The sequence below is a fragment of the Phaeodactylibacter sp. genome, from assembly GCF_022763345.1.
Lineage (GTDB): Bacteria > Bacteroidota > Bacteroidia > Chitinophagales > Saprospiraceae > Phaeodactylibacter.
The window spans coordinates 33,248-45,413 of the sequence record NZ_JALEGS010000066.1 but is presented as its reverse complement, the minus strand read 5'-3'; the positions used below and the strand labels follow the sequence as shown (position 1 = coordinate 45,413).

The following is a 12,166-nucleotide window of genomic DNA, read 5'->3' as shown; positions in this document are numbered from 1 at the left end:
GTTATTTAGATTTTTTATTTTTTTGTTCCAATGCTTTGATGTGTTTATCAAAGTCGGAATTTATTTTTTGTGTTTTATTAAAGCTATCGTACTCTTTTGCTGCTTTATTGACGGCTTGTTGATGAGACACCTTGCCTAAGCCTTCTAATACTTTGTATTCGTTGAAACTTAAAAACTTGTTTACGCTGTCTGCCAAAGCCTCCATAGTAAAGGTATTTCTTCGTTCTATAAGGTTTTCTATATAATCGAAATAACCTGATACGGTACGTTCTAATTGTTTAATTTCTTTTTCTTGTAGGTAGTTCTTAGCTACTTTGGTGTCTTGTTTTAAAATTCTACCCTCAGGAGCATTTTTCCAAGTGGTTAAACCCATATTATCGGTTTTGCTATTTGCCTTTAGGTAGATAATTTCGGCTGCTGTTTTGCCTGTAATGGCAAAATGAAATTTGTTTTGTACGGTAGCGTAAAAATTCTTGGTAATGTCTGATTTTGGGTCGTAATCAATACTACATTCAGCAAAGATGTCTGTAATTTGTTGGTATATTCTACGCTCACTGGTACGAATGGAACGTACTCGGTCTAATAACTCTTTAAAATAATCTTTACCAAAAGCGGATGTACCTTGTTTTAAACGGTCATCATCCATAACAAAGCCTTTAATAATGTATTCTTTTAGGGTTTTGGTCGCCCATATACGAAACTGGGTAGCTTTGGTTGAGTTTACCCTGTAACCCACAGAAATAATGGCATCTAAGTTGTAATATTTGGTCTTATAGTTTTTGCCATCAGATGCAGTTGTTTCCAAAATGGAAATAACTGAATTTTCTTCTAATTCTCCACTTTCAAAAATGTTGCTTAAATGCTTGCTAATAGCCGGAACACCTACCGAAAAAAGTTCTGCCATTGCTTTTTGAGTTAACCAAATGGTTTCATCATTTAAAATAGCCTGAACTTTTACCTCTCCATTAGGAGCGGTGTACAGAATAAAATTATTGTGGTTGGGTACTAATTCGCTCACTTGTTTATTTTTTGAGTTTTAGGAGTTCTTTTTCTGCAATTTGTAGAGCTTTTAATGCTTGTTCTTCATTTTCTACCAACTGAAATACTTGGTCTGCTAACCAAAGCGAAAACAGTTCATTATAGTCGAGTTTAAAAAGTTTTGCTAAAGGTTCTATATGTTCACGTTTAGCGGTTTTTTCTCCTCTTTCTATTTTACTAAGCATTGCGGTATCAATGTCTAACTCTGCGGATAAGTGCCTGAGTAGCATTTCTTGTTCTTCTCTTTTAGACCGTATTAAGTCTCCAAACTTGTTCATCCTTTGCTTATTTGTGTTAATTGCATTTGTCAAATATAGACAAATAAAAAATAAACAAGAACAAAAACCACAAGAAGAATTGAAAAAAGTGCAAAGATTGCAAACTACAGTTTATCTGTAGTTTTTTGATAGTGTCCGTAACTGGGTTGCGAGAGATGTGAACCTAATAAGGTTTTGAGCAAATTATCAATAGAACGGTCTTTAAGTTGGTATTTCTTTCCTATGATGATGGCTTCTTCACGTTTGAAGTTTTGCGGTAAGGCTTCAAAAAATTGCTTTTTATTATTAGCACCTTTAAAAACGCCTGTTTCTTCTTTCTTTGGTAGGTTGTTATACATTAACAAACTGTGTTGTAGATAGACATTTGCAATCAATAACGCCATTTCAAAATCTTCATCTGTACACGTAACATTTTCGGTACAATCGCCATTATCAAACTTGCGAAGCGTGGATAATATCATACAAATACGATACAGAATTAAGCCTAATCGTTTTACTACGCTTCCAGCTTCTTCTGCTGTAAAGGTGGTTACTTCTGTTAACCATTGTTGCCCTGTATAATTAACCGTTTGCCATTGTTCTTTGGATAAGTGTATTTGCGTTGGATTCGCTTCTAAGAAGTTTATCATTTCTAATACATTCTGCGATAAGGCTTCAAAATGGTCGTTTAAATTTAAGGTATTGCCGAAAGGCGATACATCTTTCCAAAGTTGCTCTACTTTAAATGTATAGAATAAAAAGCGACTGAATAAACCATCTTCTGCGGATGCAATGATATTGGCAACTTGACCAGGCGTACCTGATAACGCCACAGATATTTTAGGCTCTTTGATAATTACATATTCATTATCTGTTTTTCTTGAAACAGAAATGGTTTCAGAATGAAACGCTTTTCTGAGCATATCAGAATATCCGCCCCAATCTTGTTTAAAAACCGCTCCCATACTATCAGCTTCTGTTTCGCAAATAATTCCTTTACCCTCATTTTGTTGTATGTGTTGTAAAATTGCTGCATAAGATGTATTTGCAGGGATGAATACGACTTTAAAAGGTGGTTTTACAGGCTCTTCTGGAGTTTCTGTGTCGTCTTTCTTTCGGTTACGTTGTTCTACCTTGTATTGGGCTAATTCAGCTTCATAAATGGACTTATCTTGATTGCTTTGTTCTAATACACTTTCTTGATATGGGTCTGCTAATATTTTGGCAAATTTTAAAGCACCTTTTCCGCTTGCTGCTGGAGCTATGATAAACGAAAACAGATTAGGAAATACCGTCTGTTGAGCATAAACGCCCGATACATTAGGTAAACAACCGCTAAGAATAGACAATGCACCAGTAAAGAACACGTCACGTTCTCTTGGGTCTGTAAATGCCATTGTTCCTTTTCTTAAAATCTCTGGTAGATTATCAAATAATTGTTCGTCAAAAGTGGGTGTATTTTTTAGGTAGTCTTCATTGTTTACTATCTCAGTTGGTTGTATTGTATTCTTATGACTTGGATAGCTCGCAAATTGCATAACGTTGTTATCATAAGCCGATTTTACAGATGCTTTTATTTCTTCTTGGTTTAGGTCGTAAGTATTTAGAATAAGATGCAAAGTATCATCATACACGATTCCTCTCCTGTTGCAATTACAAGCCAATTGATATATGAAATTGTTTCGGTTGCCTTCTGCATAGCTTTCTTTGTTTTCGGTGAATGTGATACACTCGGTAAAGATTTCTGAACTATTATTGTTTTCATTAGAATTTAGATTTTGGGTTACTACTGTATTGGGTGCTGTTGGTTTGATTGGTTCTAAAACCCTTTCGGTTTTTACCTTGAACTTTTCGTTTTGTATATTCTTATATCCGTTAGGATCATAAGACACAAAACACAACCTTGTAATGTCTTTACATTTTGGGTCTGCTTCAATACCCACTTCTTTTTCATAAAACGCTTGCACTTGTGCATAAGCGGTTTTATGCTTCTCCATAGTAGAATCTACTTCAATAAAAACTTTTAGGCCATTACCACTTGGGCTTGTGAAACAAGCAAAAGTGTAAGGAATGGATTGTATTTTCTGTTTTGCTTCTTGAAGCTCGTCTGGTTCTAACTTATCAAAATCTAAGTGTACAAATCCGCTGTACATTTTAAAGTATTCCTTTTTACGACCGCCTTCAAAAGTTGCTGAAGGTGTAAAGGCTACTAATTCTTTTTTGAATTGGTCTGCTCGTTCTGGTTTACCCATTCCAATAGCCATACGGATAGCTTCTATAGGTTCTTTGTATTTGCCCTCAATAACGTCCTTTACTATTAGTAGTAAGGCTTTATTTTCTATGGGTTGATTGAAATGTTTATATATAGTTGATGATGCCATTTTAGAAGTATTTATGTGATTATTATCCATTGATAGGTGCTTTAAAATTTTTATCTAACAATTGGAGTATGTCTGATAAGCGGTAATAGATTTTGTACCCAATTTGGCAATAGCCTATGAGTCCGCTATCTCGCCAATATTGAGCGGTACGCTTACTTACATTCATTATCTGTAGAAACTCTTGGGTGTCGAAAAACACTTGGTCAGGATTGCTTCTTTGCTTGTCTTTAAGCATAAGCGTTAGTTCTGATAGTCTATCGTCTATCTGCTCTAACTTTTCGTCTAAAGGATGATAAAAGCCCATATCTAACTGCGTTTGTTTTGAATTAGATAATTGGCTGCTGCTTTTTCGATTTCGTCTGTAGAAGATTGACGGTTACGCTGTAACCATTCGTCTAACTCGGTACGATTGAAATAGAGTTTTTTACCCTGTGGGCAGAAATGCGGAACGGATTTCTGACTGGTAAGTTTGTAGAGATGTGAAGCACTTATATCTAAATAGCTACAAGCATCATTGAAGTTTAGTACTTCTTTCTTTAAGAGGTTTTGTTCCTCTATCTTTTGCTCAAGTCTGTTGAGCTTTTCTAAAATTAAATTTTCGTTACTCATTTTGTTACGATTTTTAAAAGTTTTACAATAAATTCTATTGCAAACTTCTATCGTAACAGGTTGGTAATCAGTAAGAAGGTAACGTCTTACTACTATATCTTACTCATCTTACTGTTTTTATTTACAGTTGTCTGAGAATGTCATCAATAGTGTCTTGTTCTTTAGGGTAGTTGTTCTTATTTTTATACAAATTATTACGTTTCAAATCCGTTCCTTTTTTAGAATAAAAGAGGTTTGATTGTTCAATAGTTGTAGGATTGAAATTGCTAAAGTGTTGCTCCATTTTTGAAACTATGTAACTGAATTGTGTTGTCTCACAACCTAAATGAATTTGAGGAGCACCTATCTTTAAATCTTTGCTTGTTAATACACTTACTAATTGCTCTACTGTGGTTTTATCTTCATTCAATAACTCTACGTGTATATTTAAAGCTGATAAGGTGGATTTTAGCTTTGTTGTATCTCCAGTAAAACCAAAAGACAAACGAGTATCTTTTTCAAACTTATAATCATCAATACCTAAAAGAATATTGTTTACAGTTTCAAATTCAGGCGTTGTTTTGTCAATATCTATATCTGGAATAGGCTGTTGAAGTAGTTCTCCGTAAAGCTCATTTTTATTTGACGGTAATTCCGAAAGGAATTGAGGATATAACTTTTCGGTTTCCTTTAGAAAACGAATTACGTTAGTAATGAGTTGAGGAACAACATAAGCTGTTAAGTCGGTTTTGGTAAAACTGTCTTGGTCTGTTCCTATTCTTAATAATAGGTCTTTGCAAGATTTCACTACGTTTTGAACTATCTCTTTTTTCTGAATCTCTCCAATGTCTTTATTTACACACTTAAAAACTCTGTCTGATAGTCTTGTAGCTTCATTTAAAAGCAAGTAATGATAAAACCTTTGTGTTGCTGTGATTGGTTCTTCTAATTGGATTTCAACTAATGGATGCAGAATGTCGTGGCTAATATCTGTATCTGCTTGCAGTAGGTAGATTTCCAAACCATCTTCCTTGAATAGATTAGGCTTGTTTTTGTGGATTTCTTTTAACGCTTTGTAATACTCGTTTATAGTCTGTGTAGGCTTCATAAATTTTGCAGACAAATTTTGTCTGTAAAACTTTTCATTGACCGCATCACTTGCCCAAGGTTTTAGGTCGCCATAAATGATGCTTTTAAAAATAGTTAGTTCCATATTATAAATCGAGTTGAATTTTATTAGCTGCTTCTTTCTTCTTGTTATCTATTACTTTGGCATATATCTGAGTAGTTTTCAGTTCTCTATGACCTAATAATTTTGATACGGTGTAAATATCTGTACCCATTGTAAGCTGTAGGGTTGCATAGGTGTGTCTTGCACAATGGAACGTGATGTTTTTAGTAATACCTGCACGAAGTACCCATTGAGCTAATTTAACATTGTGCCAAGCACTATATTTTAAGCCTTTGAATACACGCTCCGTTTTTTCCTTTTCTTCTCCTAACATATTACGAGCTTGCTCGGATATTGGTAGGGTTTCCGCTCCTTTGGTTTTTTGTTGTCTGAAACGAATGTAGTAGCCCATTTCATCAGAATGTTGCACCTCTGACCAAATTAACTTATTTATATCTGACCATCTTAAACCAGTAAGACAAGCGAATAAAAACGCAGTTTTTAGCTGCTTGCTTTCGCAATCTGCTTTTACTAATGCTTGAACTTCTTCTAAGGTTAAAAACTCTCTTTGTGGTTCTCCTTGTTTAAATCCCTGGACTTGCTCTGCAGGATTGTATTTTAAAATCCCATCTCTAACCGCTTGTTTTAATGCTGCTTTTAATTTGTTGAAGTAGGAGTACTTGGAATTTTGAGATAATTCGTTTTCACTTTTGGTTTTAGCTTCATTGTCTAAATAATCTTTAAAGCCCTGTACCCATTCACGATTAACTCTATCAAATGAAATATCTCTTGGACTGTATTTTCTTAGATGCTTACCAACACTATCCCAATTGCCATAATTACCTAAACTGGCTTTTCTCTTTTCTGTGAGTGCATCAAAGTATAATAGGAAACTTCCTTTTAGTTTCTCCTTGTCTTGAAAATCATAAATGTTATTCTGAATTTCTAAGTGCCTTTTGGCTCTGATACTTTCAGCTAATTGTAGTATCGTTTTATTTTGGTCTTTCTCTGCCTTAGTAAGTGAACCTTTTTCTGGGTCAGGTTTTAGATACAATTTTAAGTATTCATATTCTCGCTTACCATTGGCATAGTAATCTAAATACAAACTGATTTTGTTTCCTTTCTTGCGTTTTCTTAATGTTACTTTCATAAGGCTAAATTTTAAAGAGATTATCGATTTCTGTCCGTTTTATAATAGTACGCCTACCTAATTTTGCAATGCTCAATTGATTGCGTTTTATCATCCGCTGAATAGTCCATCTGCTTGCACCTAATAAATTGGCAGCTTCACTAATACTTAGAAATTCTTTATCTCTTAGATTGATATGATTTCCTGCTTGTGTAGGTAAGGTTTGCAGAGTTTGCAAGTTTTCGGAAGATGTAGGCTTGCTATTATTTATTTGCTCGGATAGGGTGGATTGTACTTTTTCTTCTCGCTTACGTTGTTTGTAGGCTCTACTTGCACACGTATGACCGCAATACTTAGTGGTGGTCTTTTGTGCAACAAAAGCCATTCCACAGAATTGACAGAATTTCGGTATTTTAATTGTACTGCTCATTTGGTGCTACTTGTAGCTCAATGTTGCTTGGTGGTGCTATATGGTGCATCATTTCGCTTTGATTTGTTGCTTTATGATTTGGGCAACAGATAAGCTATTAGGGCAACAATTGAACAACAAATATAAGAAATAAAGAGCAATTGGGCAACAAAAAAGAGATGATAAAATCTTATAAAATCAATAAAAACAAGTAGTTAGAAAACAAAAGAAAGATAATTACTTTCCGATACAAAACCTCCCAAAAATATTCCCCAACAAATCATCCGTACTGATCTCCCCTGTAATCTCTCCCAAATGGTGTAGCGCCGCCCGGATATCCATTGCCACAAAATCGGCCGTGATGCCGGTGGACAAGCCCTGCAGCACGCGGTCCAGGTCTTGGTAGGCCTTTTGCAGGGCCTCGTAGTGGCGGGCGTTGGCTACGATGGTGCTTTCCAGGTTGATCTTTTTAGAGAGGACCGCGTCGTGAAGGCTTTCCTTGAGATAATCGATGTTCATTTTGTTGAGGGCGGAGACGGGCACCCAATGATAGTCAACGGTACTGTTCTCCGGAAAGTAGTGCTCTTTTTTGGTGTAGGGGTTGAGGTCCATTTTGTTGGCGACGACCAGGACGTGGATGTTCTCGTGGACGAGCTTTTCCAAATCAGCGCGGACTTCTTCGGGTTGTGTTTCCACCACATCGAAGACGTAGACGAGCAGGGCGCTGGACTGGACTTTTTGCATCGTCTTTTCTACACCGATGGCTTCGATGGTATCCGTGGCGTCGCGGATGCCGGCCGTGTCGATGATGCGGAACTGCACACCTTTGATGTTGAGGACCTCCTCGATGGTGTCACGCGTGGTACCGGCAATCTCGCTGACGATGGCACGCTCCTCGTTGAGCAAGGCGTTGAGCAGGGTGGATTTACCGGCGTTGGGTCTGCCGGCGATGACGGTGCTGACGCCGTTTTTCATTACATTGCCCAACTGGAAGGAATCCAGCAGGGCTTTGATGATGCGCTGTATCTTTTGTACCAAATCCTCCAGCTTGCTGCGGTCGGCAAACTCCACGTCTTCTTCAGAAAAGTCGAGTTCCAGTTCGATCAGGCTGGCAAAGTCGATCAGTTCCTGCCGCAGTTTTTTGATCTCATCCGAAAAGCCGCCGCGCATCTGCTGCATGGCAATGGCGTGGCTGGATTTGGAGGAGGAGGCGATCAGGTCAGCCACCGCTTCGGCTTGACTGAGGTCCATCTGCCCGTTGAGGAAGGCGCGCAGGGTATACTCCCCGGGATTCGCCGTGCGGGCGCCTTTCTGAATAAACAACTGCATCAGCTCCTGTATGATGTAGTCGGAGCCGTGGCAGGAGACTTCAACCACATTTTCACCGGTATAGGAACGGGGCGCAACGAACACGGTAGCCAGCACCTCGTCCAGTATCCGGCCTTCGTCATTGCGGATGGTGCCGAGGTGTACGGTATGCGAAGCTTGCTGCTCCAGGTTTTTCCCATGAAATACGCTATTGGCAATCCGGATAGCGTCCGGCCCGCTGAGGCGGATGACACCAATGGCACCTACCCCTGAGGGTGTGGCTAGTGCAACAATCGTATCCGTAAGGTGGTGGCTCATGAATAGTGCTATTTGATTTCAACAACAGCAGACTGGCGATTTGGGTTGGGGCTTCACAACAAACATACGGATAAGAGCCGTAAATACAACAGCCCGCCTCGGCAAGGGCCAAAGCGGGCTGCTTCTATAGTTTGTTTTGCAGTAGCTTAGTTTTTCGGGTCAAAGAGGTCGAACTCTACCCGACGGTTGCGGCGGCGGCCGGATTGGGTGTCGTTCGTAGACCTGGGCTTTTCCCCTCCGTAGCCTTTGTAGGTCATCCGGTCCGGGCTAATGCCCTGCTGCTGCAGGTATTCCATGCAGGCCTTGGCACGGAGCTGAGACAGCTGTTTGTTCGCCTGGGGGTTACCCTGATTGTCCGTATGCCCCTCTATTTTGAGGTGGTAAGTGGGGTAGCGCTGCATCAGCTGGGCGACCAGGTCCAGGGTCTGATGAGAAGAGCTTAGCAGGCTGTAGCTGCCTTGATTGAAGCTCACGTTATCCACGGCAGTTTTGAGCACCTGCTTGTCTGCTGCGGTGAGCTCGGGACAGCCTTGACGGCTCTTCGGCCCGGCTACCTGCGGGCAATCGTCAATATCGTCGGTTAGCCCGTCCTCATCGGAGTCTGGGCAGCCCTTTGCTTCTCCGGGCTTCTCGGGGCAAAGATCCTCATGATCAGCATAACCATCGCCATCGGTATCGGGGCATCCTCTGATGGTGCCGGGCTTGTCCGGGCATCGGTCTTCTGCATCGAGGAAGCCATCTTTGTCCCGGTCGGGCGTTGGGCAACCCTCGTACTTAGCCAGCCCTTTTTCATCCGGGCATTTGTCTTTGTCATCTCCGATGCCGTCTCCATCGCTATCGCGGCAGCCATTGAAAGCTTTGGTGCCTGGAATACTTGGGCATTGGTCCTCAACATTGGGAATACCATCTCCATCCGAGTCCAGGTTCGTATCGTTGGGGTCCGGACAGCCTTTGTGCTCGGGCGTGCCTTTCTCGTAGGGGCATTGGTCGTGCTGATCAGCAATGCCGTCTTTGTCGATATCCTTGCAGCCATTCAGGTTTGGATCCCCGGGCATAAAAGGGCAGTCGTCTTTGATGTTGGGCACGCCATCTCCATCACTGTCCAGCGTAGGGTCGTTAGGATCTGGCGGGGGAGGACAGCCGTCGGCATCGGCAGGGCCTTTCTCATATGGGCAGCGGTCTTTGGAGTCCGGTAGCCCGTCCCCATCGGTATCCCGGCAGCCATTGAACTGAGCCACGCCAGCGACGGTCGGGCATTCATCCACGGCATCCAGTATGCCATCTCCATCAGAATCGGCACAGCCGTTCGTGGCTTTGGAGCCAGGGATTCTTGGGCACTCGTCTTCATGATCAGGAACACCGTCTTCGTCCATATCCGGGCATCCTTTTGTTGCTCCGGAGCCTTCCATTTCCGGGCATTCATCCAGTCGGTCTGCAATGCCATCCCCATCGCTGTCCGGGCAACCCAGGTTGTCTTTGGAGCCCCAGCGGTTAGGGCAGGGGTCTTTGTGGTCAGGAAAGCCGTCCCGGTCCTTATCCTGGCCTGTCATCCGGTACGCCATACTGGCACCAGCCATGCTGTACCAGTCGTTGCGATTGGGGTTGCCAACCGCACTTACACCGTCGAGATAGTCGTTGAAGACAGGGCGGAAGCCAAACTCGAAGGAGAACAGCAAACGTTCGCTTAGGTCCATATTGACGCCCACTCCAAGGGGAAAGGCTACCTGTGTGCTTTGGGTGTTTTGCTGGTCCCGTGCCGCCTTTTCTTCCATAGCAGGATCTCCCATGACGCTGGAGTAATCAGTGGTAAGGTCTGTCATGCCCACGCCAAACCCGGCGAAAGCATAGGGCGATATGGTCCGGCTAAACCCGCCCCGGTCATCGTACCGTTTGTGGCCCCAGAAATCCCACTGCCCGACTAGGGCAATTTCGTTGATCGTGGACTCAAAGCTGAGCCCGCGCTGTGAAAGTTCCTCAGAGTCCATGTCGGAACCTTCCAGCTTGCCACGAAGGTAGCTGGCACGGATACTCAGATTGCGGCTGGCATTGTAACGGATGAAGCCGCCGTAAGCCAGGTTGGTGCGGTTGAATTGAATAAAGCGGGTGTCGACAAGATCGCCATAAGCATTCGCCGCCCCGGCAAACAGCCCTACTTCCCAGGGTGCATAATTGTGGACGGTAAATGCTTCTTCGGGTGTTGCTTCGTTGCGGTTTGCTTCCTGTGCCTGTAGTTGCAATACCGCAACCAAAAAGGCACCCATGATTAGTGCTTTTAAAGAGAAAAAATGTTTCATAGTGTTGAAAAGTGTTGTGCCTTTGCTAAGGCTGGCAACATGCAGAAGGGGAAGAAATCGGTTGGGAATGGGTTTGGGAGTTTGAATTCTTTGCATAGGTGATCAGCTTACTTTAGCAAAGTAGTTAGTTAATGGAATTAAGATACAGGGGGTAACGGGGGGCGTCACCTGTTTTTTGGGTAGTTGTGCATCATCTGTTTTACTACCTAAGTCTTGTAGGCTTGGAATGGTGTGGTTTAGTCTGTAAGAGTAGCGGCGATGGATAGACTAATTACGGCTAAGCATTATAAAAGTTACGGTTGCTTAAGCTCGTTTGCTGATTGTATGCCTCACAAATGTAGATTTTTTATATGGAAAATAAAACCAGGAAGAAAGGTTTTTGAAAAGTCAGGCTTCACTATCAGGTTTTAATCAACATCGCGTGCTGGGTATCGACCAGGATTTCTACCCGGTCACCGGGCTGCAGGCGGCGTAGGTCCTCCATCCTTGCCGGTACGCGCAAGACATTAGTGCCTATAAGAACGCTTATAGAAAATCCACTGCCGGCCTCTTCCAGTTGCAGCACTTCTCCGCTTAGCCTGAAGGTGCCGTCGCTGACATTTGCATACTGCACAGTTTCCGGCAGGTCCGGCTGAGAAATTTTGCCCTGCTTAAGAGAGATGACGCGGTCGGCAAGTTTGAAAATTTCCCGGTGGTCATGGCTGACGAGCAGGGTGGTGAGGGAGAAAGCCTGATGGACCTTCAGGATGTAGTTCTGTAGCCGCTCCCGCATACGGGAATCCAGGGCGGAAAGCGGTTCATCCAGTAAGAGGAGCTTGGGGCGGCGGACCAGCGCCCGGGCAAGGGCGACCCGTTGTTGTTGCCCACCTGATAATTTGGCCGGATAACGGCCGAGCAATTGCTCCAGTTCTGTGATGCCGATCAGCTCATCTATAATGGCTTTCGACTGCCCTTTGCCCAGCCCGTATTCCAGGTTTTCGCGTACCGTCATGTTGGGAAAGAGAGCGTACTCCTGAAAAACCAGCCCAACTCTTCGATCCTGTATGGGTAGCTGTATGCCGCGGGCGGAGTCCAGCCAAACGGTGCCGTCCACCAGAATGCGGCCTTCCTCCGGCTTTTCAAGCCCGGCCAGGAGGCGCAGCAGGGTGGTTTTCCCACTCCCCGAGGCCCCGGTGATGGCCAGGAATTCCCCGGTCAGAACATCCAGTTGGATATCTAATGTCATGGGGCCAGTCGCCGCGTGCAGGGCTTTGCGCAGTGAGGTCTGAATCAT

11 protein-coding genes are annotated in these 12,166 nt (G+C 42.7%); all 11 read right to left on the bottom strand.

The genetic code is table 11. From position 1 onward, the window contains the following. Window position 1 precedes the first annotated feature (1 nt). Window positions 2–1,018, bottom strand: a complete 1,017-nt coding sequence (locus MRY86_RS18345) for a virulence RhuM family protein (protein ID WP_293571786.1) — start codon at window positions 1,016–1,018, stop codon at window positions 2–4. Between the two features lie 4 nt (window positions 1,019–1,022). Further along, window positions 1,023–1,316 (bottom strand): helix-turn-helix transcriptional regulator, encoded by a 294-nt coding sequence (locus tag MRY86_RS18340; RefSeq protein ID WP_286493014.1) that lies wholly within the window; start codon window positions 1,314–1,316, stop codon window positions 1,023–1,025. 104 nt (window positions 1,317–1,420) lie between these two features. Beyond that, window positions 1,421–3,706: a DUF3987 domain-containing protein gene (locus MRY86_RS18335; protein WP_286493011.1), complete on the bottom strand. Its 2,286-nt coding sequence runs from the start codon at window positions 3,704–3,706 to the stop codon at window positions 1,421–1,423. Further along, the gene (locus MRY86_RS27220) at window positions 3,699–3,911 is read right to left on the bottom strand and encodes a helix-turn-helix domain-containing protein (protein ID WP_286493473.1); all 213 of its coding nucleotides are present in this window, start codon (window positions 3,909–3,911) and stop codon (window positions 3,699–3,701) included. Before MRY86_RS27220 ends, MRY86_RS18335 begins: the two co-directional genes overlap by 8 nt. A 71-nt stretch (window positions 3,912–3,982) precedes the next feature. After that, window positions 3,983–4,285: a helix-turn-helix domain-containing protein gene (locus MRY86_RS18330; RefSeq protein ID WP_042292012.1), complete on the bottom strand. Its 303-nt coding sequence runs from the start codon at window positions 4,283–4,285 to the stop codon at window positions 3,983–3,985. Between the two features lie 121 nt (window positions 4,286–4,406). Continuing rightward, on the bottom strand, window positions 4,407–5,477 hold the full coding sequence (locus MRY86_RS18325) for a DUF6617 family protein (RefSeq protein ID WP_286493006.1): 1,071 nt from the start codon (window positions 5,475–5,477) through the stop codon (window positions 4,407–4,409). A 1-nt stretch (window position 5,478) separates the two neighbouring features. Further along, complete coding sequence (locus tag MRY86_RS18320) at window positions 5,479–6,585, bottom strand: site-specific integrase (protein ID WP_286493004.1); 1,107 nt, start codon at window positions 6,583–6,585, stop codon at window positions 5,479–5,481. A gap of 4 nt (window positions 6,586–6,589) precedes the next feature. After that, complete coding sequence (locus tag MRY86_RS18315; RefSeq protein WP_293571778.1) at window positions 6,590–6,994, bottom strand: helix-turn-helix domain-containing protein; 405 nt, start codon at window positions 6,992–6,994, stop codon at window positions 6,590–6,592. A gap of 216 nt (window positions 6,995–7,210) precedes the next feature. Further along, complete coding sequence (gene mnmE / locus MRY86_RS18310; protein WP_293571776.1) at window positions 7,211–8,599, bottom strand: tRNA uridine-5-carboxymethylaminomethyl(34) synthesis GTPase MnmE; 1,389 nt, start codon at window positions 8,597–8,599, stop codon at window positions 7,211–7,213. A 146-nt stretch (window positions 8,600–8,745) separates the two neighbouring features. Next, complete coding sequence (locus tag MRY86_RS18305; RefSeq protein ID WP_293566334.1) at window positions 8,746–10,893, bottom strand: DUF6089 family protein; 2,148 nt, start codon at window positions 10,891–10,893, stop codon at window positions 8,746–8,748. A 400-nt stretch (window positions 10,894–11,293) separates the two neighbouring features. After that, complete coding sequence (locus MRY86_RS18300) at window positions 11,294–12,166, bottom strand: ATP-binding cassette domain-containing protein (protein ID WP_293566336.1); 873 nt, start codon at window positions 12,164–12,166, stop codon at window positions 11,294–11,296.

Excerpts from the sequence above, each read along its gene's own strand:
- MRY86_RS18330 (WP_042292012.1), bottom strand. The coding sequence starts at position 4,285 with ATGAGTAACGAAAATTTAATTTTAGAAAAGCTCAACAGACTTGAGCAA.
- MRY86_RS18320 (WP_286493004.1), bottom strand. The coding sequence starts at position 6,585 with ATGAAAGTAACATTAAGAAAACGCAAGAAAGGAAACAAAATCAGTTTG.
- MRY86_RS18300 (WP_293566336.1), bottom strand. The coding sequence starts at position 12,166 with ATGATTCAGACCTCACTGCGCAAAGCCCTGCACGCGGCGACTGGCCCC.
- MRY86_RS18335 (WP_286493011.1), bottom strand. The coding sequence starts at position 3,706 with ATGGATAATAATCACATAAATACTTCTAAAATGGCATCATCAACTATA.
- MRY86_RS27220 (WP_286493473.1), bottom strand. The coding sequence starts at position 3,911 with ATGCTTAAAGACAAGCAAAGAAGCAATCCTGACCAAGTGTTTTTCGAC.
- mnmE (WP_293571776.1), bottom strand. The coding sequence starts at position 8,599 with ATGAGCCACCACCTTACGGATACGATTGTTGCACTAGCCACACCCTCA.
- MRY86_RS18325 (WP_286493006.1), bottom strand. The coding sequence starts at position 5,477 with ATGGAACTAACTATTTTTAAAAGCATCATTTATGGCGACCTAAAACCT.
- MRY86_RS18340 (WP_286493014.1), bottom strand. The coding sequence starts at position 1,316 with ATGAACAAGTTTGGAGACTTAATACGGTCTAAAAGAGAAGAACAAGAA.
- MRY86_RS18305 (WP_293566334.1), bottom strand. The coding sequence starts at position 10,893 with ATGAAACATTTTTTCTCTTTAAAAGCACTAATCATGGGTGCCTTTTTG.
- MRY86_RS18315 (WP_293571778.1), bottom strand. The coding sequence starts at position 6,994 with ATGAGCAGTACAATTAAAATACCGAAATTCTGTCAATTCTGTGGAATG.